The sequence below is a fragment of the Streptomyces sp. NPDC057280 genome, assembly GCF_042668605.1.
In the GTDB taxonomy this organism is placed as follows: domain Bacteria; phylum Actinomycetota; class Actinomycetes; order Streptomycetales; family Streptomycetaceae; genus Streptomyces.
In genome coordinates, this window is sequence record NZ_JBHUYR010000001.1 from 1,217,825 (window position 1) to 1,243,697 (window position 25,873).

The window sequence follows — 25,873 nt, forward strand, 5'->3', positions numbered from 1 at the left end:
GAGTAGCCCTCGACTCAGGCGCCCGCAGGCGGGCGACGGCACTCTTGGCGCATGGCTTCCCGCTACTGCTCCCTCGCGCAGCAGTCGGCCCCCGTCTTCACCCCGGGGTTGACCGCCGAGCGACTGAGCGCGCTGATCGGCGGGAGCCGGATGTGGGTCAACAACACCGTCCTGCACTACTACTTCTTCGACGGCGACTCGGACGCCTCGGTGATCGCGGTTCCCGGCAGCGGGGCGACGCGGCGGGTGTCGTGGGTCGGCGCGGAGGAGCAGCGGGACGTCGTACGGGAGTGTTTCCTGGAGTGGCAGGATCTCGGCATCGGTGTCACGTTCGCCGAGGTGCGAGACCGTTCCGAGGCGGAACTGCGGATCGGGTTCCAGCTCGGTGACGGCTCCTGGTCCACGGTGGGCAAGGACGCCCTCCAGGTCGGACTGCACGAGCGCACCATGAACTTCGGGTGGGACCTGACCGCGCCGGGGGAGCGCGGGACGGCCCTGCACGAGATCGGGCACGCGCTGGGCATGCACCACGAGCACCAGAACCCGTTCGCCGGGATCCACTGGGACGACGAGGCCGTCTACGCCGAACTGGCGGGCCCGCCGAACTTCTGGACCCGGGACAAGACGTTCTTCAACATTCTGCGCAAGCTCGACACCGCCGAGGTGAGCGGCTCCGCCTGGGACCCCCAGTCGATCATGGAGTATCCGTTCTCGGCGGGGCTGATCCTGGAGCCGGAGCAGTTCCGTGCGGGGCTGACCCCGCCCGGGACGCTCTCGCCCTCGGACAAGGAGTACGTCCAGCGCTGGTACCCGTCGGTCGGCCCCACACTGCCGCCCGCGCTGGTGCCGTTCCGCTCGGCGCCGCTCGGCCTCGGCCCGGGCGAACAGGCGGACTTCACCGTCCTGCCGCCGGAGACCCGCGACTACAGCGTGGGCACGTTCGGCGACAGCGACACCGTGGTCGTGGTCTTCGAGGAGCGGGACGGGGAACCCCGCTACCTCGCCGGCCAGGACGACGGGGGAACACCGCACAACGCCACCGTCAGGGCCCGTCTCGTCAAGGGCCGCCGCTACTTCGTCCGTGTGCGCCTGTACTCCGCGTGGGGTTCGGGGGAAACCGCGGTCATGTGCTGGTGACAGCACGTACGGACCGCACACGGGCGAGGCTGGACCACTGTCCGGCGCCGGGGGAATGGCCGGCGCTCGTTGCCTTCGGGGGAGGGAAACGAGCGCCGGCCACGCGGCGTGCCACGGGGGTCGCGAAGCGCGACGGCGCGGTCTACGATCCGCTCATGCTTGCGACGGAAGGCAGCACGGTCCCGGAGCTGGAGCACCAGCTCCGCCTGATCCTCTGGCTGTTGCCGATCACGGCGGTGCTGTGTGCCGCCTTCTGCGTCTCGTTCCTCGGCGCGATGCGCCGCTCCCGGACCGCCGGCGCGACTCACGTCGCCACCGCCAACGCCCGCAACGCGCTGGCGACCGCGCTGCTGGCCGCGTTCCTGACGGCGTGCTGGGGCGGCGCCGCACTGCTGCTTCAGTAGCGGGCTGCCGTCCGCGCTCCCGAGGGTCAGCTCGACTGGAAGGAGTGACCCCGCCGGCGCCACTCGGCGGCGAGCAGTTCGTAGGAGCGCACCCGGTCCGTGTGGTCGTGGGTGATGGTCGTGATGAGCAACTCGTCGGCGTCCGTGGCCTCTTGGAGCTGTTCCAGTCGGTCCGCGACCGTGGCCGGTGAGCCGACGAACTGGGTGTCGAGGCGGTCCTGGACCAACTCCTGGTCCGCCTCCGTCCAGGGGTGGGCGCGGGCCTCGTCCGGGGTCGGGAACTCGATGGCGCCCTCCGCGGTGCGGATGCTGCGCACCCACGGGCCGTAGCCGGTGGCCAGTTCGCGTGCCGTGGCGTCGTCCTCGGCGACCACGACGTCGGCGGAGACGCTGACGTAGGGCTTGTCGAGGACGTCGGACGGCTGGAAGAAGGACCGGTAGCCGTCGACGGCTTCCAGGACCGTCGCCGGGCTGACGTGGTAGTTCGCGGCGAAGCGCAGGCCCCGCGCGCCCGCCACCTCCGCGCTGGTCCCGCCGCTGCTGCCCAGGATCCACACCTCCACCTCGGCTCCCTCGCCCGGCACCACATGTGCCTCGACGCCGTCCGGGGTGCGGTAGGTGCCGGCCAGCAGGGCGAGGAGATCGTCGATCTGCTCGGCGTAGTCCTGCGATTCGGCGCCGGGGAGCAGCAGCAGTTTGCGCTGGAGGGCGATGCGGGGTGAACCCAGGAGGCGTTCGAAGGAGAAGCGGGGCGGGATGACGAGGCCGTTCGGGGCGTTTCCCGGAGCGGGCGGCTCGACGGCCGGCTGTCCCGGTGGGCGTCCGCCCGAGCGGCCGACGCCCAGGTCGAGGCGGCCCGGGTGCAGGGCGTCGATGAGGCCGAACTCCTCCACGGTGTTCAGCGCGGTGCGGTGGCCGAGCTGTACGGCCCCGGAACCGAGCCGGATCGTGGAGGTCGCGGCGGCCGTCAGCGCGAGGACGACCGCCGGGGACGTACCGGCCACGCCGGGGTTGAGGTGGTGCTCGGCGAACCAGTAGCGGGCGTAGCCGAGTTGCTCGGCGCGCCGGGCGAGGTCGATGGAGTTGCGCAGGGCGTCGGCGGCGGTCGAGCCGGTCGATATGGGGACCAGGTCGAGGACGCCGAGGGGGATCTCAGGCATCTTCGGACTCCTCCCGTACGGGTGCCCACGCGAACGGCGGGTCCGGGATGTCACGTCGGAGCACCGGGGCGACCGCCGACTGGAACAGCTCCAGTGAGTCGCGGTGCTGAGTGTCCGTCAAACCGCTCGCGTCGGCGTGCAGATGGAGCACGGTGTGGCCGAACTGCTCGTGGTAGCGGTGCACCTTGTCAATGATCTGCTCGGGGCTGCCGATCAGGGCGGAGCTGCGGTCGACGAAGTCCTCCAGGGTCTCGAAGACGACGGGCAGGCCCGCCTTCTCGTAGAAGGCCAGATTCGCCTCGAAGATCGGCCGGTAGATGTCGAGCGCCTCCTGGGAGGTGCGGGTCACCAGCAGTCCGGCCGTCCCGGCGCCGACCGCGATCCGTGCCGGGTCGTGTCCGTAGTGCTCCCAGCGTTCGCGGTAGTAGCGGATCAACTCGGCGTACGGCTCCATGGGGTTGGTGACGTTCGCCGAGAACAGCGGGTCGCCGTAGCGGGCGGCCAGGTCCACCGACTCCTTGCTGGTGGCGCTGCCGTGCCACACCCGGACCGGGCGCTGGTACGGCCGCGGCCACACCTCGGCGTCCTTCAGCGGCGGCCGGAAGCGGGTGTCGGCGGTGACCTTGTCCTGGCGCCAGATCTGCCGGAACACCTCGTAGCTCTCGGCGTTGCGGTCCCACTGGTCCTCGGGCGTGACGTGGAAGAGGTCGCGCTGGGCGGCGCCGTTGCCCTTGCCGATGATGAGGTCGAGGCGGCCCTCGGAGAGGTGGTCGAGGGTGGCGTAGTCCTCGTAGGCGCGCACGGGGTCGAGCAGGCTGAGGGTGGTGACCGCGGTGAACAGGCGGATGCGCCGGGTCAGGGCGGCGACATGGCTGAGGACGACGGTCGGCGAGGAGGAGATGAACGGCCGCTCGTGCCGCTCCCCCACCCCGAACCCGTCGAAGCCCAGCTCCTCGGCCAGCACCGCGTTGTCGAGCACCTCGCGGAACCGCTCGTGCGTCGACTTCCGCACGCCCGTGACCGGGTCCGGCCGGTGCACGATCAGCGTGATGGCGAGGAACTTCACGACGCCGCCCGGACGTCGGAGGCGTCGGGGTGGGCGAGGCCGAGGTGGTCGCGCAGGGTCGTGCCCTCGTACTCGGTGCGGAACACGCCCTGTTCCTGGAGGAGCGGCACGACCTGGTCGGCGAAGACGTCCAGGCCGCCCGGGGTGATGTGCGGGACGAGGATGAAGCCGTCGCTGGCGTCGGCCTGGACGTAGTCGTTGATGGTCTTCGCGACCGTGGCCGGGGTGCCGACGAAGTTCTGCCGGTTCCCGGACTCGATGACCAGGTCGCGGATGGACCAGTTGTTGGCCTCGGCGAGCTCGCGCCACTCGCGGGCGGTGGCCAGCGGGTCGCGGTACATGCGGACCTGGGCGCGGCCCTTGGAGATGTGGTCGCCGCTGACGTCCGGGTCGATGTCGGGCAGCGGGCCGTCCGGGTCGTAGGCGGACAGGTCCCGGTTCCAGACGAACTCCAGGTGCTTCAGGGCCGTTGCCCCGCTCACCTGCTGGCGGCGGACCTCCTTGGCGAGCTCCTCGGCCTCCTCGTCCGTGTCGCCGAGGACGAAGGTGGCGGCGGGCAGGATCAGCAACTGGTCATGGCTGCGGCCGTACTTGGCCAGGCGCCTCTTGACGTCCGTGTAGAAGGCCTGGCCGCTCTCCAGGGCGGCGTACCGGCTGAAGATGGCGTCGGCGCTCGACGCCGCGAACTCGCGGCCCTCGTCCGAGTCGCCCGCCTGGAAGATCACGGGGCGGCCCTGCGGGGAGCGCGGAACGTTGAACTGGCCGTGGATGTCGAAGTGCTGGCCGGTGTGGACGAAGGAGCCGGCCTTGGCGTCGCGCAGGAACCGGCCCGTCGCCTGGTCGGCGAGGATCTCGTCGCCCTGCCAGGAGTCGAAGAGCTCGTGCGCGGTGGCCAGGAACTCCTTGGCGCGGGAGTAGCGCTCCTCCTGCGGAAGGAAGCCGCCGCGGCGGAAGTTCTCGCCCGTGAAGGCGTCCCAGGAGGTGACCACGTTCCAGGCGGCGCGGCCTCCGGAGAGGTGGTCGAGGGAGGCGAACTGGCGGGCCACCTCGTAGGGCTCGTTGAAGGTGGAGTTGATGGTGCCGGTCAGGCCGAGGTGGTCGGTGACGGCGGCGAGCGCGGCGAGGACCGTGAAGGTGTCGGGGCGGCCGACGACGTCCAGGTCGTATATCTCCCCGCCCTGTTCACGCAGTCGGAGGCCCTCGGCGAGGAACAGGAAGTCGAACATGGCGCGTTCGGCGGTCTGCGCGAAGTGCACGAAGGAGCTGAACTCGATGTGGCTGCCGGCCCGCGGGTCGCTCCACACGGTGGTGTTGTTCACGCCCGGGAAGTGGGCGGCCAGATGGATCTGCTTCAGCGGCTTGGTCATGTCGGTCGGTCCTTCCGGCTCAGGCTGCGGCGTAGCGGTTGGCGGGGCGGGCCAGGCCCAGCAGGCCGCGCAGGGTGTCGGCCTCGTAGGCGGTGCGGAAGGCGCCGCGGCGCTGGAGTTCGGGGACCAGGCCCTCGGTGATGGCCGGGAGGTCGTGACCGAGGACGGCGGGGCGCAGCCGGAAGCCGGTGAGCCCGGCGGACTGGAACTCCTGGAGCAGGTCGGCGAGTTGGGCCGCGCTTCCGGCGAAGACGCGCGCGTCGCTCTCGTACGGCTCCCCCGCCACGTCGTCGAGGCGTTCCCGGCGGGCCGTGGCCGCCGCGGGGTCGTCGTCGAGGAAGACCACCAAGTCACCGAAGACATGAACGGGTTGGCCGGCGCGGCCCGCCGTCTCCTGCTCCGCGCGGATCTCCGCGACGATCGCGCGGGCGTGCTCGGCGTCGCGCGGCGTGACGTACCCGACGTCGGCCTGGCGGGCCACCAGCCGGTACGGAACGGTCTGGTGGGCGAGGGCGGTGACCAGGGGCTGGCCCTGCGGCGGGCGCGGGGTGATGGAGGGGCCCTTGACGCTGAAGTGCTTGCCCTCGAAGTCGATGTAGTGCAGCTTGTCCCGGTCGATGAAGCGGCCGGTGGCGACGTCCCGTATCTCGGCGTCGTCCTCCCAGCTGTCCCAGAGCCGGCGCACGACCTCGACGTAGTCGGCGGCCTCGTCGAAGTACTCGCTGACCAGGTCCTGCCCGGCCGGGCTCTGCAGCTCGTCCAGGGTCAGCCGCGGGATCGTGCGCCGTCCGAAGTGGTCGGCCTCGTCCGGGCGGGGCGCGATCTGCACCCGCAGTCCGGCACGGCCGGTGCTGACGTAGTCGAGGGTGGCGATCGCCTTGGAGATGTGGAACGGCTCGGTGTGGGTGGCGATCACGGTGGGCACCAGGCCGATGTGCCGGGTGAGGGGCGCGATGCGGGACGCGATCAGTACGGCGTCCAGGCGGCCGCGGACCTGGTCGGTGCGGCCGTCCAGTCCGCCGAAGACCGAGGACTGCAGGCCGAGCCCGTCCTCCAGGGTCACGAAGTCGAGCAGCCCGCGCTCGGCCTCGGCGACCAGGTCGGCCCAGTAGGCGGCGGTGAACAGGTCGCGGGGGCGGGCGACCGGCTCGCGCCAGGAGGCGGGGTGCCAGCCGGTGCCGTCGAGGGCGACGGCGAGATGCAGCGGGGAAGAAGGGGACACGAGGGGTGCCTTCCTGGAGATCCGTAGGCGAGAACACCGGCCCGGGCACACGGCACTCAGGACACGGCGGGGTGGAAACGGGTCAGGGGCGACAGAGAGCGCCGGCGACGCGCTGGAGGTCGATGTGCAGGCGGAGGTAGGGGATACACACGTCCCTGCCTCCCGTCCTGCCGGCGCGCGCCTCGTCACAGCTCACAACGCCCGCGCCCCGGCGTCTGTTCCTGGGGTGCGCACCTGAAGGATGGTCGTGCGGCGGCGCAGCGTGAAGCCGAGCGACTCGTACAGCCGGATCGCGGTGGTGTTGTGGGCGGCGGCGTGCAGGAACGGGGTCTCGCCGCGCTCTCTGATGCCCGCGGCGACCGCGCGGACCAGCCGGGTGCCCAGGCCCCGGCCCCGGTGGGCGGGGTCGGTGCAGACCGCGCTGATCTCGGTCCAGCCGGGCAGGTGCAGCCTCCCCCAGCCTTCGGCCGGGGGGACCCCCATCTCGCTTCGCTCGCCCGCCAGGGCGATGAGCCGGCCGCGGTGCCGGATGCCGAGGTAGGTGCCGAGGTGGACGGTGCGGGCGAGGAAGGGGCCGGGGCGGGTACGGGCGACGAGGTCCAGGATGTCCGGGACGTCGTCGGGGCCGAGCCGCACGGCCTCGGGGTCGGGTTCGGCCCGCAGATGGGTGTCCACGAGCTGGACGCCCTGGCCGCCGCCGACGACGTCCCAGCCGGCGGGGACGCCGTCGACTCCCTTGACGCGGGCGGTGGTTGCCGGACCGAGCAGCCGGTGCAGGTCGGCCCAGGCGGCCGGGTCGGCCGGGTCGGCGAGCGCGGCGAACGCGTACACGTCCGCCGGGTAGCGCGCCGCCCGGCCGGCCCTTTCGGCGAACCCGGCGTGCGGGCCGTCGAGCGCGGCCCACACGGGGTTGTCCAGCAGGCGGGTGCCCAGGGCGGTCTGGTGGACCACGATGGCCTTTCCGAGGAAGCGGTCAGGAGTTGGTCAGCGGCAGGCCGGGCGGGTTGATCTCGGACTTGGCGACGGCCTCGCCGGAGAGGTTCCAGGCCTTGAGCCACTTCGCGTACTGCCCGTTGTCGATCAGGTAGTTGATCGCGGCGGCCAGCGGCTTGGCGAGGCCGCTGTCCTTCTTGGCGGTCGCGGCGATCAGCCCCTGGAGCGTCTCACCGGCACCGGAGAACTGGCCCGCGATACGGGTCGCCTGGGGCGTCTTCGCGGTCTGCGTGGTGTGGTACGAGAGGTTGGGGCTGGGGCCGAAGTAGGCGTCGATCTTGCCGCTGTTGAGGGCCAGGTAGAGGCTGTTGGTCTCCTGGAAGTACTTGACCGTGAGCTTCTTGCCCTCCTTCTCCAGCTTCGCCTTCCACTCCAGGAGGATCTTCTCCTGGTTGGTGCCGTTGCCGACGGAGACGGTCTTGCCGGCGAGGTTCTCGTAGTTGTTGTCGAAGTTCCAGGTGTTGTCCTTCTTCACCTCGAAGGCGAGGTCGTCCTTGCGGTAGGAGGCGAACTCGTACTTCTGCTTGCGCTCCTCGGTGTCGGTGACGTTGGAGAACGCGACGTTCACCTTGCCGCTGTCGAGGCCGATGAAGAGGTTCTCCCACGTGGAGCGCTGCACCTCGGGCTTGACGCCGAGGACGGCGGAGACCAGCCGGGCGAGGTCGATCTCGGAGCCGGTGAGGGTCTTCTGGTCGCTGCCGATGAAGCCGAGCGGCGGGGCGCCGGAGGGCAGGGTGCCGGAGCCGATGACCAGCTTGCCGCTCTTCTTGATGTCGGCGGGGAGCAGGGAGCTGATGGACTTCACCTCGCCGACCTTCAGCGCGGTCTCGGTGGCCGCGCCGTTGGACAGCCGACCCACGGTCACCGTGCCTGCCGCGTCGTTCGTCTGGGTGGCGGCGTCGCTGTCGCCCCCGCAGGCGGCGAGCCCGGTGGCGAGGGTGGCGACGGCGGTGGCCGCGGTGAGGCCTCGTATCAGGCTGCGTCGGGTGAGGTGCGTGCGCATGGCTGTCCTTGTCGTGTGAGTGAGAGGTGAAACGGGAGGAGAAAGAAAGCGGCGGTCAGAGGACCTTGCTGAGGAAGTCCCGGGTCCGCTCGTGCTGGGGCTTGTCCAGCACTTCGGAGGGCGGGCCCTGTTCGACGATCTTTCCGCCGTCGATGAAGACGACCCGGTCGGCGATCTCGCGGGCGAACCCGATCTCGTGGGTGACGATCACCAGGGTGGTGCCGCTCTTCGCCAGGTCCTTGATGACGGCGAGGACTTCACCCACCAGCTCGGGGTCGAGGGCGGAGGTCGGCTCGTCGAAGAGGATGACGCCGGGCCGCAGCGCGAGGGCGCGGGCGATGGCGACGCGCTGCTGCTGGCCGCCGGACAGCTGCCGCGGGTAGGCGGACTCCTTGTCGGCGAGGCCGACCCGGTCCAGGAGTTCACGGGCGAGTTTCTGGGCCGCGTCCCGGTCGAGCTTGCCGGTCGCGACCGGGGCCGCGGCGACGTTCTCGAGCACGGTCAGGTGCGGGAAGAGGTTGAAGTTCTGGAAGACGAACCCGATGTTGCTGCGCTGGGCGAGAATGGCCCGCTCGCTGAGCTCCTTGAGGTGGTCGCCCTGCTTGCGCACGCCGATGAGTTCGCCGTTGACGCTGACGTACCCGATCTCGGGCTTCTCCAGGTGGTTGACGACCCGGAGCAGGGTGGACTTGCCGGAGCCGGAGGGGCCGAGGATGACGGTCACCTCGCCGGGGCGGACGGTGAGATCGACGCCGTCCAGGACCCGGTGCGACCCGTACCACTTGTGCACGTCGTGGACCTCGACGGCGGCCGGCACGATCTGGAGGGTCTCGGTGCTCATACGGCGGCCTCCCGGCGGATACGGGCGCGCAGGTCGCTCGCTCCGGTGCGCAGTTTCTGGAGCGGGGTGGGCGGCAGGCTGCGGGTGGCGCCCCGGGCGAAGTAGCGCTCGACGTAGAACTGGACGACGGAGACGACGGTGGTGAGGATCAGGTACCAGACGGTGACGACCAGCAGCAGCGGCACGATGTCGCCTGGGTAGGTGGCGCCCATCGTCTGGGCGGCGCCGAACAGGTCGAGCAGCGACACGTAGAACACCAGTGAGGTGGCCTTGACCAGGTCGATGAGCTGGTTGACGTAGTTCGGTGTGATGGAGCGCAGGGCCTGCGGGAAGACGACCTTGCGGAACTGGTAGCCGTTGGGCAGTCCGAGGGCGGCGGCGGCCTCGTGCTGGCCCTGGTCGACGGAGAGGATGCCGCCGCGGACGGCCTCGGCGGCGTATGCCGCCTGGTTGAGGCTCAGGCCGACGACGGCGACCACGATGTCGGTGGCGAGCCGGGACTCGTCGAAGGTGAAGAAGGCCGGCCCGAAGGGGACGCCCACGCTGAGGGTCTGGTAGAGGGCGCTGAAGTTGTAGAGGAAGAGCAGGATGACGATCAGCGGGATGGAGCGGAACGTCCAGATGTAGATCCAGCTGACCGCCCGCAGGACCGGGCTCTTCGACAGCCGGGCCAGCGCGAGCAGGATGCCGCCGAGGAGACCCAGCACCGCACTGTAGGCGGTGACTTCGAGCGTGACGAGCAGTCCGTCGAGGATCGTCGGCCGCAGGAACCAGTAGCCGAAGCGGTCCCACTGGTAGAAGGGGTTCGTCACCAGGCCGTGCACGAACTGGGCCGCGAGGACCGGGACGACGGCGGTGGCGATCCACCGGCCGGGGCGGCGCAGGGGCAGAACGCGCTGGGCCGCGAGGGGCTTTGACGGGGCGTCGGATGCGGGCGGCGGCGCATCGGTGAGAGACACGGCGGCGCCTGGGGGTTCGCTCATGGAGGGGCTCCGGCGGGAGTCGATTCCCCGGGGTACGGCGAACGAGGCGGGTCACGACCGTGGAGGTGTGACCCGCGAGGACGCACGGGCACCGGGGCTTGGTGGACAACGGCACACCGCGGGGGCGGTGTTCGTCTTCGGGGGCGGGGCTGCGGAGGTGGAGAGGTCAGCCCCGACAGCGGGCACGGCCCGGTGCGGTACACAGTGCGCTGTTCACGCGGAGCAGATCGACGGCCCGGTCGGCGACGAGCAGGTCCACGTACGGCAGTACGCAGCCGTCGGAGCGGCGCGGGGCCGTCCTGGGAGCTGCGTACATGTCCGTCACCGTGTTCTTCCGGCCCGTCGGGGCCCTCGCGCTTACCGATATGTCGTCGGTCCGGTCGTCACCTGGGGCACCCCACCGCGGAGCGAGGGTTGCCGGTCAGCTAGCCAGGGCTTGTCGCTGACGCTCATGACCGTTCTGGGGCGTAAGTAAAGACATGTCCCCGAACGGATGTCAACGCCGTTCCACCACGTGGGCGCTGTGCGCGGCCCAGTCCAGGATCTGCACGGCCGACCCGGCGGCCTCCAGGCCGCGACAGCGGGCGTGGTGGCGGCGGGCGATGCCGTCGAGGTCGAGGTGGGCACCGAAGGCGGGGTGGGCGGCCAACCGGCGGGCGTACGCCCACAGTTCGGGATGGTCGGCGATCCGCTGCACGGCGGAGGCGTCCAGATGATGGCGGTGCACGGTGTCGAGCTGGACGAGCGTGACCCACAACTCGACGTCGGCCGCGGTGATCTGATCGCGGATCAGGTATGCGCGTCCGACGAGCCAGCGGTCCAGCGAGCCGAGGGTCTCCAGCAGCTTGTCGAGCGCGGCCGGGTCGCCGCCGGCCGATCCAGCGTTCTGGGCGGCCCGCTCGATGCCGTCCGCGCACAGCCGCTCGACGGCCTCCGTCTCCGACTCCGCGCCGCACGGGTACAGCGCCGCGCGGCCGCCGCCGAAGTGCCGGGCCAGGTCGCGGGTGATGTCCGGGGCGTGGGTGCTGACGATGCGGCCCGACCAGTCGTCGCTGAGGACCGGCCCGGCGGCCGCCCCGGTGTAGCGGTGCGCGCTCGCCTCGTACAGCGGGCGCAGTGCGGAGTGTCCGCCGTCGGGACAGTCGGGGACGGCGTCCAGGAAGGTCACGGGGCAGGCCTCGGCGAGGCCGAGCAGGCTGTGCGCGACGGCGATGCGCAGGCCGTCGGGACATGCGGTCGACAGGTGCAGGCGGTAGCGGCGGGGCACGGCGTAGTGCCCGCTGCGCGCGTCCCGGCCGATCCGGCCCCGGAACGCGGGGGTGGACTGCGTGGTCGGGACGGGGGCGAGCGGTGTGACGGACATGGATCTCCCCGGGGATGGGCGCGCGGACGTACGCGCGGCGGAAGCGACGTCGGGCCAGAAGGAGGGGGCGCGGCCGTGCGAGGCGGCACGGCGGACGCGACGGGGAACGGCGACCGGGTCAGCCGCGGGCGCGGATGGCGCTGCAGACGCGCTGGAGGTCGATGTGCCGGCGGGAGGTGAGAAGAGGCGACGGCCGAGACGTGCGGCTCACGCGACCGTCGGCCGGTTCAAGGCGCCCCATGTTTCCCTACCTGTTCACTAGGATTCCCATCTGGAGTGTCGATCGGCCGCCGCGCGACGTCAAGAGGGCGTCCACGGGCCGGTCACCGACCGGTGAAGGTCTCCTCCGGGGGCGCCCGGAGATCCCGTACGCTGACGCCCCATGGAACTGGTCTTCACCGGTCGGGTGATCGAATGGCGCGGCCCGGCGCCGTACTACTTCGTCCCCGTGCCGGACGAGGAGTCCGCCGACATCCGTGAGGTGGCGACGGCGGCCTCGTACGGCTGGGGGGTGATCCCGGTCGAGGCGAGCATCGGCGAGACCGCCTTCACCACGTCGCTCTTCCCGAAGGACGGCGGCTATCTGCTGCCGCTCAAGGCAGCCGTCCGGGGACCCCGGAGCCTCACGACCGACGACGAGGTGACCGTCCGGATGACCGTCGTCCTGTGACCGGGGGACGGCTCACGCGATGGCTTCGGCCAGCAGGTCGATCTGGTCCAGCCCCGACCCGGTCGGTACGAAGATGAGCTCGTCGCAGCCGGCCGCCTCGAACGCGGCGACGTACTGCGTGACCATCTCCGGGCTCACCGCCGCGCTCCCCGCGACCTGCTGGGCGACGTCGCCGAGGAAACCGTAGTAGTCGAGCAGATAGCCGTCCGCCTGGGCGCGGGCGTCGGGGCCCAGGCCGAAGTAGGCCAGGGACAGCTTGCGCGGTGAGCCCGCCCGGCCCGCCTTCTGCCAGGCCGCGTCGACGCCGGCCGCGGCCTCGGCGAACATGTCCGGCGTGCCGCCGCCCATGATCCAGCCGTCGGCGAACTCGGCGACCCGCCGGAAACTGGCCTCGCTGCCGCCGCCGAGGATCAGTTCCGGACCGCCCTCGCGCACCGGCCGCGGCCCGATCGCGCCGGCGAACCCGCGCTCCTCCCCCGCCCACACCCGCTTCAGCTCCCCGAGCTGCTCCTCGAACCGGCGCCCCCGGCCCTTGGTGGAGAGCCCGCTGGCCTCGTAGTCGTCGTCGCGTCCGCCCAGCCCGAGGCCGAGCACGAACCGGCCCCCCGATATTCGTTCCAGCGAGGCCGCCTGCTTGGCGAGCAGCGCGGGGTTCGTGTACAGCGGCGTGAGCAGCACGCTGGTCGTCAGCCGGATGCGGCTGGTCACCGCGGCGGCGGCGGTGAGGGCGATGAGCTCCTCGTAACCGCCGTACACCAGGCGTCCGATGGTGCCGAGGGTGCTGAACCCGGCGTCTTCCGCGCGCTTCGCCCAGTCGAGGAGGGTCTGTGCCTCGGTGCCGGGCACCGTGTTGGGAAGGCCGATCCCGATGTCCATCTGCGCTCCGTTCCATGCATGGGGAACACACAGTCGCCGCCATCATGCCTCCGGGCGGGGCACTTCGGCCGAGCGGGTCGGCAAGTGGCCGGCAACTCCCTTCCCTCAAGGCTTACTTCACCCCTTGACGGAACTGGTCCAGACCTTTAGGTTCCGGGTCAGCAACGGGGCAGCAGACCCCCGTGCGACGCCCGCTCACCCCCCACCCCCCATCACCCCCCTCAGGAGCGTCCCCACCATGCCCTTCTCCCTTCGCGCGGCCCGACTCCCGGTGCTCGCCGCACTGTTCGCCGTCCTCACCGCACTGCTGACCGTGACCCCGGCGCACGCCGCGAGCGGCTCGATATCCGGGCTCGCCGGCAAGTGCGTCGACGTGGCGGGCGCGAACGCCGCGAACGGCACCGCCGTACAGCTCTACGACTGCAACGGCACGGGCGCCCAGATCTGGTCCAACTCCGGTGACGGCACGCTCCGGGCGCTCGGCAAGTGTCTGGACGTCGTCGACCGCAGCACCGCCGACGGGGCCGCCGTCCAGCTCTGGGACTGTTCGGGCAGCGCCAATCAGCAATGGGTGGTGACCGCGGCCCGCGACATCGTCAACCCGGCCGCGAACAAGTGCCTGGACGTCCGGGACAACAACAGCGCCAACGGCACCCGGCTGCAGATCTGGACCTGCTCCGGTACGGCCAACCAGAAGTGGAACGCGCCGGCGAGCGGCGGGGGCGGCACCCCGTCCGGGTTCGTGGTGTCGGAGGCGCAGTTCAACCAGATGTTCCCGAACCGGAATTCGTTCTACAGCTACAGCGGGCTGGTCGCGGCGCTGAGCTCCTACCCCGGCTTCGCGAACACCGGCAGCGACACCGTGAAGAAGCAGGAGGCGGCCGCCTTCCTCGCCAACGTCAACCACGAGACCGGCGGTCTGGTGTACGTCGTCGAGCAGAACACCGCCAACTACCCCCACTACTGCGACTGGAGCCAGTCGTACGGCTGCCCGGCCGGCCAGGCCGCCTACTACGGTCGCGGCCCCATCCAGCTCAGCTGGAACTTCAACTACAAGGCGGCCGGGGACGCGTTGGGCCTGGATCTCCTCAACAACCCCTGGCTGGTGCAGAACGACGCCTCCGTGGCCTGGAGGACCGGCCTGTGGTACTGGAACACCCAGTCCGGCCCGGGCACCATGACCCCGCACAACGCCATGGTCAACCAGGCGGGCTTCGGCCAGACGATCCGCTCCATCAACGGCTCCCTGGAGTGCGACGGCAGGAACCCGGCGCAGGTGCAGAGCCGCGTCGACGCCTACAACCGGTTCACCTCGATCCTCGGCGTCTCGCCGGGCGGCAACCTCTACTGCTGACAAGGAACCGCGATCATGCCCAAGTTGAGACCGCTCGCCTCGGCCCTCCTCACCGCCCTGGCCCTCGTCGTGACCGTCCCCACGTCCGCCCACGCGAACGTCCTGACCCTGCTCCCGCAGAACGCCGACGGCCTGGAGCAGACGTTCTCCCCGGCCTACGACTACGACGGCGACGGCTGCTACGCCACCGCCGCGATCGGCGCCGACGGCACCCTCAACCCCGGTCTGAAGCCGGGCGGTGACGTCAACGGCCACTGCCACGACTACGCCCAGCTCGCCAACGCCAACACCTACTCGCGGGCGAAGTGCAACAACGGCTGGTGCGCGGTGATGTACGCCAGCTACTTCGAGAAGGACCAGGCCACCCTCGGCCCGGCCGCCATCGGGCACCGGCACGACTGGGAACACGTCGTGGTGTGGATCAGCGGTGACCAGGTCCAGTACGTGTCCGTGTCCCAGCACAGCGGCTACCAGGTGGCCGCTCGCTCGTCGGTCCGCTTCGACGGCACGCACCCGAAGATCGTCTACCACAAGGACGGTCTGTCCACCCACTGCTTCCGCTTCGCGGGCGGCAATGACGAGCCGCCGGAGAACGTCACGGGCGGCTGGTTCTTCCCCCGCCTGGTCGGCTGGAACGGCTACCCGGCCGGCTACCGCGACAAGCTCCTGGGCGCGGACTTCGGCTCGGCCACCCTCAAGATCGACGACGGTGACTTCCAGTACGCCCTCGGCATCTCCAAGCCGTCCGGCATCCCCTTCGACCCGAACGCCTGAGGGCGACATCGTGAGGGGCCCCGCGCGCTTTCGCCCGCGAGGCCCCCCCGTCCGCCGCTCGACGGCCCCCTGCCGGTGTCAGGCGCCCAAAGTGAGCGTCCCCGCCCCCTGGCCCGGTTTGTCCTCCCAGCCGCGGATCCTGGCCGCGAGCCGCTTCAGGCGCGCGTCCGAGGGGGGTACGTCGATCTGGAAGTGGGACTCGTTCGGACGGCGGAAGTCCCCACCCCAGGCCACCACGTCCTGGCACTCCTCGAGGATGTCGCGGACCGTCGCGAGTTGGTGGGGGAAGAGACCGCCCTCGGCACCGTCCGGGTACCAGGTCGGGCGGATCGCGATCGCGGTCCCCGAGGCGTGGTTGGTCGCGTGGCCCTTCAGTGTGCCGTCCGCGGGGCGGAAGCCGATCACCTCCCCGTCGACGAGGGTGTCGATCTCGTAGTGGTAGCGGCGGATGACGTGGATGAGCACGGTGGCGGCCTCGCCGAGGCGCAGGGCCACGGACACCGAACTGCCCGGCACCTGACGGGTCCAGATGACTCCCGACTCGTCGGCGTCCGGTTCGATCGACCAGCCGTTCGCACTGGATACGGGCTCGGTTCCGGACGACGCGGACGCCGGGGAGGGGACCGCGAGGGTCGCGAGGCCCGCCGCCGCGGTCAGACCGACTCCCGTGCGCAGTACGCAACGGCGCGGCAGACGTGTGGATGAGACGGTCATGCCTGTCCTTTCTGAGGGGGTGTCACAGACCGCGCAGGGGCGCGTTGTACTTCTCGAACACCCGGTGGAGGCCGAGCATCGCGGTGCCGTAGGCGTCAGCCCGCCCTTCGCTGTCATTGCCGTTGTAGCGGGCCAGGGTGCGGCGGGTGTCCTCGTCGCCCGTGAACATGGACGGCCGGGGCACGCCGACGTCGTTGGCGCCCTCGATCAGGACCGTCGGCACGGTCCGGATGTTGTAGTCGTGGTTGTCGTGCAGTTGCTGCCAGACGTTCCACAGGTCGTTCTCGTCGGAGGGGAGCATGAGCCTGCCGCCGATCAGGCCGGCCAGGATGCAGTGGTTGCGGCCGCGGATGGCGGTGGCCGCGAAGATCTGCGCGAGACCGGTGCTGGAGTCGGTCTTCGTGCTCAGCCCCGTCCCGTTGTAGTGGTCGATGACCGCCTCGTCGCCGATGACGTCCAGGCTGTTGTACATCCGTATCTCCCAGAGCAGCGGGGCCTGGATGATGGCCTTGCGCATCTTGAACGTGCGCGCGAGCTGGGTGACCAGCCCGTCGAAGCTCATCACCAGGTCGAACGCCTCGGTGGTCGACCGGTAGGTGAGCACCTGGGCGCCCTGGTTCCCGCCCGTCTCCGGCACGCCCATGCTGTTGAGGAGATACGACTGGACGTCCGCGAGCAGGGCGCCGCGCAGGGACATGTCCATGGTGACGTCCAGGATTCCGGTGACCTGCTCGGTGCCGTAGGTGTTCTGGCCGGCGTCACGGCCGGACACGATGTTGTTGTCGATCTCGATGAGACCGCTGTCCGCTCCCACCGAGACCGTGGAGATCTGGTCGAACGCCCAGTCGTCGGGCAGCGGATAGCCGAGGTTCCCGGAGAATCCCGTGGACATGTCGCAGACGAAACTCGCCGAGGTGTATCCCGCGGCCGCGACGCGGCTGCACACGTTGCGGGGCCCGTAGATGCCCGTCAGGTACCCCTGGCCGTGTTCGTTCATGATGTCCCGGATGCCCCGGAAGTGCGGCAGGACATGGTCGGTCACCTCGTGGTCCAGCGCGTCGAAGTCGACGGCGAAGTAGATGCGGGTGCCGGGTTTGAAGCCGTAGTACTTGGCCCGCTCGATGGCCGCGAAGGCGTCGGCGATGCCCTGCTCGCGGCGGAAGTAGGCCGCCTCCCCGCCCCAGGTCTGGTAGATCGGGAAGCAGCTCAGTCCGTGGGCGGCCATCCGGCTCAGCTCACCGATCTTGATCTTCTTGTCGAGTGAGGTGCCCGGGACGTTGGACAGGTAGCGGCCCACGATCTGGTATCCCGCGTCCCTGAGCGCCACCGCCCGCGCTTCGGTGACCTCGGTGACGCAGTCGGCCGCGGTCCCCCTGCGGGTGGCGTCACCGGTGGACACCAGCAGCGAGGCCCAGGTCTGGAAGTCCCCGCGGCCGGTGACCGGGAGCTTCGCGAAGTTCTGGAAGCTGCGCACGCGGTCGGCCAGGCCGGCGTCGAAACGGCTGTCGAAGGACACCCCGACGCGCTTGTTGAAGATCATCGCGGCGGTGAAGAGACTCACCCACGTCCCCGACGAGCCCTCCGACAGCAGGTTGTTCCTGATGCCCTGCTGGGTGCCGGGGCCGAAGACCCCGTTCGCGACGTCGTCGCTCATGCCGATCTCGTACTGGATCGCGAACATGAGCGCCCTCTGCACGTCCCGTGAGAAGTGCCCGTCGCACGGCACGATGAAGAAGTTGCGGCGGCCGACATAACGGCCGTTCATCCACTGCTGCACCGCGCGGGTCAGGTCGCTGCCGCCCTCGATGACGACATACGCGTCCATGGTGAGCAGCGCCTTGAACACCTTGGGCGCCACACCGTCCGGGAAGACGCCGCCGACGCCCATGTTCTGCGTCAGCTCACGGATCGAGGCCGCGACGGAGCCGTTGTACGTGCCGTCGATGCCGCCGCCGTCGTAGCCCTTGCAGTACAGGGCCGACTGCACGATCTTGAGGATCTTCTCGTGCCGGGTGCCCGCGTTGATGACGGGGTGGCGGGCCTGGAGTGTGGCGAGCGTCGTCGGGCCGAAGTTGTCGGACAGGGAGGTGATGCCCAGCTCGTACTGGAGCGCCCGGGTCAGCGCGAACATGACGGCCCAGCCGGTGCGGCCGTTCTCCTCGACCTTCGGGATTCCGGCGACGTCGTAGGAGTTGATGAACTTCTGTGCCTCGATGACCATGTGGTCGGCCACGCTGTGTCCTTTCACGCGCGCCTGGGCGCAGACGAGGGGGGTCGGCTCCGTCGTGGGTCGTGTCTGCGAGGCCGCGTCAGCAGCGCGGGACGCCGTCGATCCAGTGGGACGTGGGCTGAACCTAACGAGGCCGCGGTTGCCGTGGTCCTGACAAATGTCAGGGCGCGCGAGGAGACCACGGCGTCCGACCGCGCCCCCGCCCACGGTGCGGGAGCTGAGGGACGCGGTCGGCGTCCGGGGTTCAGGCCCCGGACGGGTCTCAGCGGTGTTCGGGCAGGTCCGACTCGGCCGGCAGCGTGGACGGCCCGGACCGGGCGGACGCCGACGCCGTCGAGGCCGGCTTCTTGCCGCAGAACGCGGCCTCGAGCGTGCCGCCGAGCGCCGTGTTGGCGGAGCCCTTGTTCGAGGTGTTGGCCATCGCGGAGAGGCTGCGCCGGCCGTCGCGGGTCGCGAAGGCGTAGGTGTAGTACCCCTGCACGGTGCCGGTGTGGCCGTAGATCTGCGTCCCGCAGGACAGGTCGTAGCGGCGCAGACCGAGGCCGTAGAAGCGGGTGTTGGTGGTGTCGGTCGGGGTGACGGTGGTCATGGCGTCCAGCATCTTCGGGGACAGCAGCCTGCCCCGCATCAGCGCGGTCGTGAAGGTGTTGAGATCCGCCGGGCTGGAGATGACCGCGCCGGCCGACTGCGCCCAGGAGACGGTCTGTTCCGTGGAGTCCACCAGGGGCTCGCCCTCCTCGTCCGGGTGCAGATAGCCGCGTACGTGGAGCCCCGCGATCCGGACGTCGGGGTGCACGTACGAGGTGTTGCGCAGCCCCAGCGGCTTGATGATGCGGCGCTGGTACTCCTGGGCGACCGGCTTCCCGGTGATCTTCTCGATCAGCATGCCGACGACCACGAAGTTGGTGTTGGAGTACTTGTACGCGACCCCCGGTTCGGTGGTGCGGGGCTCGCTCAGTGAGAGGTCGACCAGCTCCTGGTAACTGAAGACCCGGTTGCGTACGGCCTCGAAGCCGGGCACGGTGTGTTCGAACATCGCGTCGGTGTAGTCGGCGAGGCCACTGCGGTGAGTCAGCAGGTGCCGCACGGTGATCCGGTCGTCGGGCAGCAGCCCGGGAAGGTACCGGTTCACCGGGGCGTCGAGCTCCAGTCTTCCTTCCTGTACGAGTTGGAGCAGGACCACGCTGGAAAAGGTCTTGCTGACGCTTCCGATGCGGAAGCGGGCGCGGATGTCCATGGCGGCGCCCGTGTCCCGGTCGCGTACTCCGACGGTGCGGACCTGGACGCCCTTGGGGCCGGTGAACCGGGCCATCGCTCCCGGTGCGCCCTGGGCCATGGCGGCGTTCAGCGCGGCGACGACGCCGTCCATGTCGGGGGCGGGGGTGGTCGCGCGCGCGGCGGCGGGAGCGGCAGGAGCGGCGTGGGCGTTCGTGGTGGGGACGACTCCGACCGCGAGCGCGGCGATCAGGGTGGCGCCGGCGGCCAGGCGGCGGCGGTTGTTCGACGTCATGTCAGTTCCTTGGGTCAAGAAGAGCGGTGGGCGGGAGCGGTCCGCCCTAGGGGCACTGCCTGATCTGCTGCTTCCACACGTTCGGACTACCGGTGTTCAGGTACCAGTCGTTGACGTAGCCGCTGTAGCTGTTGCCGACCTCGACCCGCATCCAGTACCGGTAGTTGGGGTTGTCGTAGGCGCCGTCGCCCAGCGTCCAGCAGGTGAGGCCGACCTGGTTGCCGTTGTAGAGGCGGCTGTAGGCCTCGGCGATCGGGCCGTACGTGTAGCCGGGACCGGTGCGTACCTGGAGCCAGGAGCCGGGGTCGATGCCGGTCACCGTGGTGCAGGGGATCGTGGATCCGGATATCTGGCACGGGTAGGTCGCTGCGTCGGCCGGCGTCGTCGTGCCCAGCAGGGTCAGGGCGGTCGCGGCGACGGTCGCGAGGCCGAGGATCTTTCGGCGGACGGAGTTCATGACGTTCCCCCTCGTCGTTGTCAGGGTCGCGGGGGCACAGCGATGGGCGCGGTCGGTCAGCCGCCACCGTCCCCCGGGGTCGGACACAGTCTGGGCACAGGCAGAGGCGTGCCCCAGCATTTCGAAGGACTTCAAAACGCGTCCCGGTCGGCGGTTTTGCTCAGGCTCTTCGAAACCTTTGCCGAAACCCGTGCGTCCCAAGAGGTGGTGGCCGTCAACGGGGGGTGCTCATGGCCCGGTTCTCCGAGTTGTGTCTGGGGCCACTGGAGACAGTGCCGGTATCCGTGGTGGCGCAGCCCGGCGTCACCCTGATGTCCCTCGTCGCGGATGCGCTCGGCGGTCGTTCCCAGGGGCTGCACCCCACCTGGCGGCGTGCGCTGCGCTCCGCGGTGCCCGAGGGCGCGGAGGCGGTGCTGCGGCCGCTGTTCACCCCGGAGTACTCGATGGTTCCCGACTGCCTCACGCCGACGGCACCCCTGTGGGAGACCGATCTCTCGGTCCAGCTCGAACGCCTGGCCGACGTCCCGCCCGTACAGCTGTTGCGGGAGCTGGAGACGGACTTCGGGGGGACGGTTCCCCGGCAGTGGCAGTCGGTCGTCGACCGGCCGAAGGCCTTCATCCACGCGTACGCGGCCATTCTCGGCGCCGTGTGGGAAGCCTTCGGGCCGATCTGGGCGCGGGCCGGTTCCCTGCTGGCCCAGGAGACCGAACGCGTGGGGGTGGCGGTCGTCAGCAACGCCCTGCCGCCCGTCCTCGCCGGGCTGGGGCCCAAGATCCGCTTCGCCGGGGAGACGCTGTACGTGCCCGATCCGCACCCCGAGACGTTCGAGCGGGGCGCCCGCCGGGTGGTGCTGGTGCCGATCGTGTCGGGCTACGGCGCCTCGGTCTTCAGCTTCGACCGTTCCGACGCCGTGTGGTTCGGCTATCCCGTGCCCGGCCTGAACACGCTGTGGACCACCCGGGAAGCCACCGCCGAAAGAGACAGGCTCAAGCTCGTGGTGGGCACCCTCAGGGCCGGAATCCTGCGCGAGCTGGCTCGCCCGTGCACCATGGGCTCCCTGGCCGCCACCCTCAACTGCACGCCGGCGACCGTGACCTATCACTGCGGTCAGCTGGAGGCGGCCGGGCTCATCACCCGGGAGCGGCAGGGACAGCACGTGGTGGCGCGGCACACGGCATCGGGCGGGGCGCTGGTCTCCTTGCTGTCGGGGTGAGCTCACGGCCGGATCCCGCCCGCCACCCTGACATCCGTCAGGACCGCCGGCCCCCTTCCCCTTTCTAAGGTTCGAGTCGTCTTCCAGGCCCCGGCGGTACGGCGGGGCGCCCTCCACAGACAGGAAGAGACGGCTCCCATGCGCCCGTTCCGCTCCACTCTCGCCACGGCCGGCGCGCACGGCTTCCGCGACCACCCCGACAACGCCGAGGGCGACACCGACCAGCCCGCCGACTTCAGCCTCGGCAGCGTCCGCATCACGCTGGAGAAGGGCTCCTACGTCGGCCGGCAGATCGCCTTCGGGGTCGGACGGCGTGATCCGCTGCTCCCCCTGGTGGCAGGGCCCGCCCGCCGCTCCCGCTTCCCGGCATTCACCCGAAAGGCATGACCATGCGCAGAATCCTGCGCGGCGCCGCCGCGCTCGCCCTCACCGCCGCCGCCGTTCTGACCGGCGCCGCCCAGGCCCAGGCCGAGGGCGGCACATGGGACGGCTGCCCCTACGGCGCCGTCTGCATCTACCCGCAGAACGTGACCCCGGCCAACAACCCGCACCCGAGCCACATCTTCTACTCCTACGGCTTCCACCCCATCTACAACCAGTACGGCAACCACTGGATCCTCAACAACCAGTACGACGGCGCCCTCGTCGAGCTGTGCAAGTCGGTCAACACGGACTGCCACGAGTCCATCCCTCCGCAGGAGGGCTGGTACGTGGACCTCACGCCGATCAACTCGCTCAACCTCAGGGAGCACTACCTGTGAGGCGCCGCCTTCTCGCTGCCGCCGCCGCACTGCTGATGATCGGCGGGGCGGCGGGGTCCGCCGCCGCCGACGCCCCGGCCCGGCAGCCGGGCCGTCCTGCCGCCGCGTCCGCCGAGGTGCCCGCCGGGGTCAGCGCCGGGGTCGCCGTCTTCGACCGGCAGACCGGTACCTTCACCGAGCAGCTCAACACGAGCACCCGCTTCCGGTCCGCCTCGGTCGTCAAGCTGCTGCTGGCGCTGGACTACCTGTGGAACCGGGGCCCCGACTACACGGTGCCGGCCGCCGACCGGGCGTGGCTGGAGCCGATGCTGCGCGCCAGCGACGACGACGCGGCCAGCGCCTACTGGTCGGACCACGGCGGTACGGCGATCATCACCCGCATGGTCAGCCGCCTCGGCCTCAAGGACACGGCACCGCCGCCCACCGGGTACGAGGGCTACTGGGGCTACACCGCGCTCTCCGCCCGCGACACGGTGACGATCTACCGCTACCTCCTGGACTCGGCGCCCGGCCCCGTGCGCGACTTCGTGATGGGCAACCTGCGCCAGTCCACCCGATGCGCCTCGGACGGCTTCGACCAGCACTTCGGTGTCGCCGGGGCGTTCACGAAGCCCTGGGCGGTGAAGCAGGGCTGGTCCGGGTCCTCGTTCGAGAAGGGCACCTGCGGCCCGGTGCGCACCACGGCCACGACCGAGACGGCCCGCCCGGCTCCGGCCGCCGCCGCGGACGTCGACCTGACCCGGCCCGCGCTGCACAGCACGGGTACCGTGGGCGCCGGTGACCGCTCCATCGTGGCCGTGTTCACGCTGCATCCCGTCGGCACGTCGTACGGGAAGGCGTACACGGACATCGGCCGGCTGACCCGCTCCCTGAACGTCCCCGGAGCCACGCGGCCCGCGGGATGGTGGTACGGCACCTGGAGCGACCATGTGAACGTCCGCCCCGACCCCGGCACCGGCAACGCACCGCTCACTCAACTCCCGGCAGGCGTCGAGGTGCTGGTGGGCTGCCAGGCCAGGGGCGAGGTGGTGAACGTACCGCCTTACACCAATGAATGGTGGGCGTACCTCCCCCAGTACAACGGCTGGATCTCCAACATCTACATCAACTCGCCCGACAACAAGATGCCGGACGTCAAGGACTGCTGAACAACCGCGCGCGACGGCTCCGCCACCTCACCCCCCGTAGTCGGCGAGGTAGCGGAGCACCTTCTTGACGTGGGGCTCCACGCGCTCGGGGACACCGCCCTCCGTGATGACCGTGCGGTCGCTCGTGCGGTAGCCGGCCGCCATCAGCGCGGGAAGGTCCGCGGCGGGCATGTTCGCCTTCTTGAACTGCTGGTCGAGCCAGCACACGTACAGCGACATCGTGGAGATCGCGTCCGGTGCCGACATGTAGTCCTTGTCACCGTCACCGTCGCCGTCGACCGCCCAGGCCCGGAACACCGAGGGCGTCCACATGGCGATGCCGAACTCCTCGCTCTTCGGGCGGGACGCGTTGACGTCGAAGCCGCTCTCCGCCTTGAGCATGGCGGCGAGGAACGCGGGCGTGACCTCGGCGTCGGTGCAGCGGTGGGCGGCCTTCACGATGACCGGTCGCAGTGCCTCGGGTACGTCGGAGTCCTCCGGGATCTCCCCGTCGGCCGGGCTGTGCGTGACGATGACGGCCGGCGCATCCCGCCCCTGGTCTTCATCGTCGTCTCCCCCGCCTCCGCCGCCGCCGAGCAGCGCGACCCCGGTGATGGCGGCGGCCGACACCGCGGCGACCGCGACGGCGGCGACCGGAAGCAGTCGGCGTCGGCGGCGCGGGCCCGCCAATTCCTCGATCCGGGCGGACAGACTCTCGGCGGTGTGCCGCAGGCGGGCCGCGTGATCGGGCGCCAGACAGTCCTCGATGAGGCGGCGCCAGTGGTCGTCGAGCCCGGCGTCCAGGCGCAGCGGCGCGGTGCCCCGGGCGTAGGCCTGCGCGGCGAGCGAGCGGGCGCGGGCGGTGGCGCCGGGGAACGGGTGGAGGCCGCCGGTGAGCACCTGGTGGGCCAGGACGCCGAAGGCCCAGATGTCGGCGGTCGGCCGCACCATCGTCCCGTCCGCCCCGGTGCGCTGGGACCACCACTCGGGCGGCACATGGTCGAGCGTGCCGAGCGGCGGCACATAGGCGTGGGTGCCCTCCAGTTCGGTGGCCAGGCCGAAGTCGGCGAGCCAGACCGCTTCGTCCGCGCCCAGCAGCACGTTGGCGGGCTTGAGGTCGCCGTGCACCCAGCCGGCGCCGTGCATATGGGCGAGTCCGGCGGCGACGCCGCGCAGGACCCGCACGGCGTCCGGGATCGGGCGGCCGGTCGCGGCGGCGTCCAGCACCTGGCGCAGACTGGCCTCGGCCCGGTCCATGACGAGCGCGATGGCACCGTCCAGTGCGGGCAGGTCCGGCGCGTCCACGGTGCACACCGCGTGGGTCCGTACGAGGTGCGGGTGATCCGCCTCGGCACTGAAGCGCACCTCGCGCGCGACGAGTTCGCCGAGCGCGGCACGCTGACCGGGTGCCAGGGCGCCGGTCGGCAGCACCTTCACCGCCACGACCGTGCCGTCGTCGACCGCGCGGGCCTCGTACACGGTCCCCCAGCCGCCCGACCCGATGACGGAGTCCAACTGCCAGTCCTCGATGCGGAAACCCGCCGGCAGACGTGGCGTGTCGAGAGCGCCCTGCTCGGCGCCTGAGGAGGTCATGCGCCGCTCTCCTGCGGGGCGGGCCGTCTGTGGGACGGCAACAGGGCCAGGTGTTCCTCGCGCACCAGGCCGAAGCGCAGGGCGAGGGAGGCCAGTCGGGCGCGCTTGACGCCGGTGCGGGCGTTGCCGTCGGCTCCGGGCTCGTCGCCGAGGTCCAGGCGCAGCTTGGCGAAGGCCAGGTAGTCGATGTGGTAGTTCACCGCGGAGCGGGTCAGGCCACGACAGCTCTCCAGCGGGCGAAGCCGCTCCGCGATGTCCCCGGCGCCCGGCAGTACACCGTCCGAGGGGTCGCGCAGCCGTGGCTCGCACAGGGCCACCAGCACCAGGAAGTACTTCGCCGTGGCGTCGAGCGCGTAGGGATGCACGGTCAACTCCCCGGCGCCGGGCGAGGACTGCTCGTCCAGGTAGGCGTGCTGCGGGGCGAACACCTTGAAGTCGACGGTGCCGCCCAGCGCGGGCAGGACGACTCGGGAGAACTCGAAGGGCACCGGCGCTCCGAGCCGGCCCGGCGCGACGGTGATGTATTCGCCGGCCCCCTCCAGGTTCTCGACGACATACGCGGTGTCACGGCTGAAGTTCGACAGCCGCCAGTAGTCCTCGGCCGCTTCCAGCCGTCCCGCCCGCCGGGAGATCCCGGGGTCGGGCAGGACGATGGAGACGGTCCGGCCGCCGGGCGTCCCGCGTCCGAAGTCGGCCACGTCGCCCGGTCCCATGTGCAGCAACTCGGGCCCGCCGACGGGGACTTCGCCCGGCCGTGACGGGCCGGGCGGCTGCACGATGATCGTTTCCATACCGACTTTCCCCCGATGTGGTCGCCAGGATTGTAGGGGCGCAGGGCGCCTACCTCGGTCACAGTCGCCGTTTCGTCGCCTCGGGAGTCCGCACCGGCTTGTGGTCAAAAGCCGCACGCGTGACATCGTTATCCATGCCAGGCACCGTGAACGGGCCGATTCCAGGGGCGAGAGCACGAGGCACGACCACTAGGACGATCGGCCGAACATCTCGGTTCCCTGTGCGGGGCTGACCTTGAGGCAGGAAACGGCCCACACGAAAA

General features: G+C 70.7%; 27 protein-coding genes and 1 riboswitch. Of the genes, 9 read left to right on the forward strand and 18 right to left on the reverse strand.

Annotated elements, in window-relative coordinates:
* Positions 1–51 precede the first annotated feature (51 nt).
* Together ACFUO4_RS05575 and ACFUO4_RS05580 are read left to right on the forward strand one after the other, a co-directional pair.
* Complete coding sequence (locus ACFUO4_RS05575) at positions 52–1,137, forward strand: M12 family metallopeptidase (RefSeq protein WP_383480184.1); 1,086 nt, start codon at positions 52–54, stop codon at positions 1,135–1,137.
* Positions 1,138–1,292: 155 nt separating this feature from the next.
* Positions 1,293–1,541 carry a hypothetical protein gene (locus ACFUO4_RS05580; RefSeq protein ID WP_383480186.1) on the forward strand — a complete coding sequence of 83 codons (249 nt, stop codon included), beginning with the start codon at positions 1,293–1,295 and terminating at the stop codon, positions 1,539–1,541.
* 26 nt (positions 1,542–1,567) lie between these two features.
* Here the strand turns inward: ACFUO4_RS05580 and ACFUO4_RS05585 are convergent, their stop codons facing one another.
* From ACFUO4_RS05585 to ACFUO4_RS05635, 11 genes are all read right to left on the reverse strand, one after another.
* On the reverse strand, positions 1,568–2,701 hold the full coding sequence (locus ACFUO4_RS05585; RefSeq protein ID WP_383480188.1) for an LLM class flavin-dependent oxidoreductase: 1,134 nt from the start codon (positions 2,699–2,701) through the stop codon (positions 1,568–1,570).
* A complete protein-coding gene (locus ACFUO4_RS05590) occupies positions 2,694–3,767 on the reverse strand; it encodes an LLM class flavin-dependent oxidoreductase (RefSeq protein ID WP_383480190.1) in 1,074 nt (357 codons plus the stop codon). Before ACFUO4_RS05590 ends, ACFUO4_RS05585 begins: the two co-directional genes overlap by 8 nt.
* On the reverse strand, positions 3,764–5,134 hold the full coding sequence (locus tag ACFUO4_RS05595) for an NtaA/DmoA family FMN-dependent monooxygenase (protein WP_383480192.1): 1,371 nt from the start codon (positions 5,132–5,134) through the stop codon (positions 3,764–3,766). Before ACFUO4_RS05595 ends, ACFUO4_RS05590 begins: the two co-directional genes overlap by 4 nt.
* A 19-nt stretch (positions 5,135–5,153) precedes the next feature.
* Positions 5,154–6,356 carry an LLM class flavin-dependent oxidoreductase gene (locus ACFUO4_RS05600; protein ID WP_383480194.1) on the reverse strand — a complete coding sequence of 401 codons (1,203 nt, stop codon included), beginning with the start codon at positions 6,354–6,356 and terminating at the stop codon, positions 5,154–5,156.
* A gap of 192 nt (positions 6,357–6,548) precedes the next feature.
* A complete protein-coding gene (locus tag ACFUO4_RS05605) occupies positions 6,549–7,307 on the reverse strand; it encodes a GNAT family N-acetyltransferase (protein ID WP_383480196.1) in 759 nt (252 codons plus the stop codon).
* A 22-nt stretch (positions 7,308–7,329) separates the two neighbouring features.
* Positions 7,330–8,352 (reverse strand): ABC transporter substrate-binding protein, encoded by a 1,023-nt coding sequence (locus ACFUO4_RS05610; RefSeq protein ID WP_383480198.1) that lies wholly within the window; start codon positions 8,350–8,352, stop codon positions 7,330–7,332.
* Positions 8,353–8,407: 55 nt separating this feature from the next.
* Entirely contained in the window at positions 8,408–9,193 is a 786-nt protein-coding gene (locus tag ACFUO4_RS05615) for an amino acid ABC transporter ATP-binding protein (RefSeq protein WP_383480200.1), read from the reverse strand.
* The gene (locus tag ACFUO4_RS05620; RefSeq protein ID WP_383480202.1) at positions 9,190–10,176 is read right to left on the reverse strand and encodes an amino acid ABC transporter permease; all 987 of its coding nucleotides are present in this window, start codon (positions 10,174–10,176) and stop codon (positions 9,190–9,192) included. The genes ACFUO4_RS05615 and ACFUO4_RS05620 overlap by 4 nt, the downstream gene beginning before the upstream one ends.
* 166 nt (positions 10,177–10,342) lie before the next feature.
* Positions 10,343–10,492, reverse strand: coding sequence for a hypothetical protein (locus ACFUO4_RS05625; protein ID WP_179143282.1), 150 nt, complete (start codon positions 10,490–10,492; stop codon positions 10,343–10,345).
* 32 nt (positions 10,493–10,524) lie between these two features.
* Positions 10,525–10,633: riboswitch (SAM riboswitch) on the reverse strand.
* 39 nt (positions 10,634–10,672) lie between these two features.
* The gene (locus ACFUO4_RS05630) at positions 10,673–11,539 is read right to left on the reverse strand and encodes a glutathione S-transferase C-terminal domain-containing protein (RefSeq protein WP_079307332.1); all 867 of its coding nucleotides are present in this window, start codon (positions 11,537–11,539) and stop codon (positions 10,673–10,675) included.
* Between the two features lie 118 nt (positions 11,540–11,657).
* A complete protein-coding gene (locus ACFUO4_RS05635; RefSeq protein WP_383480205.1) occupies positions 11,658–11,780 on the reverse strand; it encodes a putative leader peptide in 123 nt (40 codons plus the stop codon).
* Between the two features lie 141 nt (positions 11,781–11,921).
* Between ACFUO4_RS05635 and ACFUO4_RS05640 the strand changes: the two genes are divergently transcribed.
* A complete protein-coding gene (locus ACFUO4_RS05640) occupies positions 11,922–12,209 on the forward strand; it encodes a DUF1905 domain-containing protein (protein WP_079307333.1) in 288 nt (95 codons plus the stop codon).
* Between the two features lie 12 nt (positions 12,210–12,221).
* Here ACFUO4_RS05640 and ACFUO4_RS05645 read toward each other — a convergent pair whose 3' ends face one another.
* On the reverse strand, positions 12,222–13,085 hold the full coding sequence (locus ACFUO4_RS05645; protein ID WP_079307335.1) for an LLM class flavin-dependent oxidoreductase: 864 nt from the start codon (positions 13,083–13,085) through the stop codon (positions 12,222–12,224).
* Between the two features lie 238 nt (positions 13,086–13,323).
* Between ACFUO4_RS05645 and ACFUO4_RS05650 the strand changes: the two genes are divergently transcribed.
* On the forward strand, positions 13,324–14,439 hold the full coding sequence (locus ACFUO4_RS05650) for a glycoside hydrolase family 19 protein (protein ID WP_383480207.1): 1,116 nt from the start codon (positions 13,324–13,326) through the stop codon (positions 14,437–14,439).
* A 15-nt stretch (positions 14,440–14,454) separates the two neighbouring features.
* On the forward strand, positions 14,455–15,213 hold the full coding sequence (locus ACFUO4_RS05655) for an NPP1 family protein (RefSeq protein ID WP_383480209.1): 759 nt from the start codon (positions 14,455–14,457) through the stop codon (positions 15,211–15,213).
* Positions 15,214–15,291: 78 nt separating this feature from the next.
* Here ACFUO4_RS05655 and ACFUO4_RS05660 read toward each other — a convergent pair whose 3' ends face one another.
* From ACFUO4_RS05660 to ACFUO4_RS05675, 4 genes are all read right to left on the reverse strand, one after another.
* Positions 15,292–15,927, reverse strand: a complete 636-nt coding sequence (locus tag ACFUO4_RS05660; protein ID WP_383480211.1) for a hypothetical protein — start codon at positions 15,925–15,927, stop codon at positions 15,292–15,294.
* 22 nt (positions 15,928–15,949) lie between these two features.
* Positions 15,950–18,148, reverse strand: a complete 2,199-nt coding sequence (locus ACFUO4_RS05665) for a glycoside hydrolase domain-containing protein (protein WP_383482315.1) — start codon at positions 18,146–18,148, stop codon at positions 15,950–15,952.
* A gap of 271 nt (positions 18,149–18,419) precedes the next feature.
* The gene (locus ACFUO4_RS05670; protein ID WP_383480213.1) at positions 18,420–19,667 is read right to left on the reverse strand and encodes a serine hydrolase domain-containing protein; all 1,248 of its coding nucleotides are present in this window, start codon (positions 19,665–19,667) and stop codon (positions 18,420–18,422) included.
* A gap of 46 nt (positions 19,668–19,713) precedes the next feature.
* The gene (locus ACFUO4_RS05675) at positions 19,714–20,124 is read right to left on the reverse strand and encodes a hypothetical protein (RefSeq protein WP_079307343.1); all 411 of its coding nucleotides are present in this window, start codon (positions 20,122–20,124) and stop codon (positions 19,714–19,716) included.
* A gap of 230 nt (positions 20,125–20,354) precedes the next feature.
* On the opposite strand from ACFUO4_RS05675, the gene ACFUO4_RS05680 reads away from it, so the two are divergent.
* The 4 genes from ACFUO4_RS05680 (at position 20,355) to ACFUO4_RS05695 (ending at position 23,247) form a co-directional block, all read left to right on the forward strand.
* Complete coding sequence (locus ACFUO4_RS05680) at positions 20,355–21,338, forward strand: ArsR/SmtB family transcription factor (RefSeq protein WP_383480216.1); 984 nt, start codon at positions 20,355–20,357, stop codon at positions 21,336–21,338.
* 138 nt (positions 21,339–21,476) lie between these two features.
* Positions 21,477–21,725, forward strand: a complete 249-nt coding sequence (locus ACFUO4_RS05685; protein ID WP_383480218.1) for a hypothetical protein — start codon at positions 21,477–21,479, stop codon at positions 21,723–21,725.
* On the forward strand, positions 21,722–22,099 hold the full coding sequence (locus ACFUO4_RS05690) for a hypothetical protein (protein ID WP_383480220.1): 378 nt from the start codon (positions 21,722–21,724) through the stop codon (positions 22,097–22,099). Before ACFUO4_RS05685 ends, ACFUO4_RS05690 begins: the two co-directional genes overlap by 4 nt.
* A gap of 35 nt (positions 22,100–22,134) precedes the next feature.
* Positions 22,135–23,247 (forward strand): hypothetical protein, encoded by a 1,113-nt coding sequence (locus tag ACFUO4_RS05695; RefSeq protein WP_383482318.1) that lies wholly within the window; start codon positions 22,135–22,137, stop codon positions 23,245–23,247.
* Positions 23,248–23,274: 27 nt separating this feature from the next.
* Here the strand turns inward: ACFUO4_RS05695 and ACFUO4_RS05700 are convergent, their stop codons facing one another.
* Both ACFUO4_RS05700 and ACFUO4_RS05705 read right to left on the reverse strand, forming a co-directional pair.
* Positions 23,275–24,819, reverse strand: coding sequence for a serine/threonine-protein kinase (locus ACFUO4_RS05700; protein ID WP_383480222.1), 1,545 nt, complete (start codon positions 24,817–24,819; stop codon positions 23,275–23,277).
* Entirely contained in the window at positions 24,816–25,610 is a 795-nt protein-coding gene (locus ACFUO4_RS05705; protein WP_383480224.1) for a serine/threonine protein kinase, read from the reverse strand. The genes ACFUO4_RS05700 and ACFUO4_RS05705 overlap by 4 nt, the downstream gene beginning before the upstream one ends.
* Positions 25,611–25,873: the final 263 nt, after the last annotated feature.

Bases quoted from the DNA above. Each gene is read 5' to 3' on its own strand.
- ACFUO4_RS05575 (WP_383480184.1), top strand. From the start codon at position 52: ATGGCTTCCCGCTACTGCTCCCTCGCGCAGCAGTCGGCCCCCGTCTTC.
- ACFUO4_RS05650 (WP_383480207.1), top strand. From the start codon at position 13,324: ATGCCCTTCTCCCTTCGCGCGGCCCGACTCCCGGTGCTCGCCGCACTG.
- ACFUO4_RS05675 (WP_079307343.1), bottom strand. From the start codon at position 20,124: ATGAACTCCGTCCGCCGAAAGATCCTCGGCCTCGCGACCGTCGCCGCG.
- ACFUO4_RS05695 (WP_383482318.1), top strand. From the start codon at position 22,135: ATGATCGGCGGGGCGGCGGGGTCCGCCGCCGCCGACGCCCCGGCCCGG.
- ACFUO4_RS05595 (WP_383480192.1), bottom strand. From the start codon at position 5,134: ATGACCAAGCCGCTGAAGCAGATCCATCTGGCCGCCCACTTCCCGGGC.
- ACFUO4_RS05620 (WP_383480202.1), bottom strand. From the start codon at position 10,176: ATGAGCGAACCCCCAGGCGCCGCCGTGTCTCTCACCGATGCGCCGCCG.
- ACFUO4_RS05685 (WP_383480218.1), top strand. From the start codon at position 21,477: ATGCGCCCGTTCCGCTCCACTCTCGCCACGGCCGGCGCGCACGGCTTC.
- ACFUO4_RS05615 (WP_383480200.1), bottom strand. From the start codon at position 9,193: ATGAGCACCGAGACCCTCCAGATCGTGCCGGCCGCCGTCGAGGTCCAC.
- ACFUO4_RS05655 (WP_383480209.1), top strand. From the start codon at position 14,455: ATGCCCAAGTTGAGACCGCTCGCCTCGGCCCTCCTCACCGCCCTGGCC.
- ACFUO4_RS05585 (WP_383480188.1), bottom strand. From the start codon at position 2,701: ATGCCTGAGATCCCCCTCGGCGTCCTCGACCTGGTCCCCATATCGACC.
- ACFUO4_RS05630 (WP_079307332.1), bottom strand. From the start codon at position 11,539: ATGTCCGTCACACCGCTCGCCCCCGTCCCGACCACGCAGTCCACCCCC.
- ACFUO4_RS05680 (WP_383480216.1), top strand. From the start codon at position 20,355: ATGGCCCGGTTCTCCGAGTTGTGTCTGGGGCCACTGGAGACAGTGCCG.
- ACFUO4_RS05635 (WP_383480205.1), bottom strand. From the start codon at position 11,780: ATGGGGCGCCTTGAACCGGCCGACGGTCGCGTGAGCCGCACGTCTCGG.
- ACFUO4_RS05645 (WP_079307335.1), bottom strand. From the start codon at position 13,085: ATGGACATCGGGATCGGCCTTCCCAACACGGTGCCCGGCACCGAGGCA.
- ACFUO4_RS05625 (WP_179143282.1), bottom strand. From the start codon at position 10,492: ATGTACGCAGCTCCCAGGACGGCCCCGCGCCGCTCCGACGGCTGCGTA.
- ACFUO4_RS05700 (WP_383480222.1), bottom strand. From the start codon at position 24,819: ATGACCTCCTCAGGCGCCGAGCAGGGCGCTCTCGACACGCCACGTCTG.
- ACFUO4_RS05690 (WP_383480220.1), top strand. From the start codon at position 21,722: ATGACCATGCGCAGAATCCTGCGCGGCGCCGCCGCGCTCGCCCTCACC.
- ACFUO4_RS05660 (WP_383480211.1), bottom strand. From the start codon at position 15,927: ATGACCGTCTCATCCACACGTCTGCCGCGCCGTTGCGTACTGCGCACG.
- ACFUO4_RS05640 (WP_079307333.1), top strand. From the start codon at position 11,922: ATGGAACTGGTCTTCACCGGTCGGGTGATCGAATGGCGCGGCCCGGCG.
- ACFUO4_RS05670 (WP_383480213.1), bottom strand. From the start codon at position 19,667: ATGACGTCGAACAACCGCCGCCGCCTGGCCGCCGGCGCCACCCTGATC.
- ACFUO4_RS05580 (WP_383480186.1), top strand. From the start codon at position 1,293: ATGCTTGCGACGGAAGGCAGCACGGTCCCGGAGCTGGAGCACCAGCTC.
- ACFUO4_RS05610 (WP_383480198.1), bottom strand. From the start codon at position 8,352: ATGCGCACGCACCTCACCCGACGCAGCCTGATACGAGGCCTCACCGCG.
- ACFUO4_RS05705 (WP_383480224.1), bottom strand. From the start codon at position 25,610: ATGGAAACGATCATCGTGCAGCCGCCCGGCCCGTCACGGCCGGGCGAA.
- ACFUO4_RS05665 (WP_383482315.1), bottom strand. From the start codon at position 18,148: ATGGTCATCGAGGCACAGAAGTTCATCAACTCCTACGACGTCGCCGGA.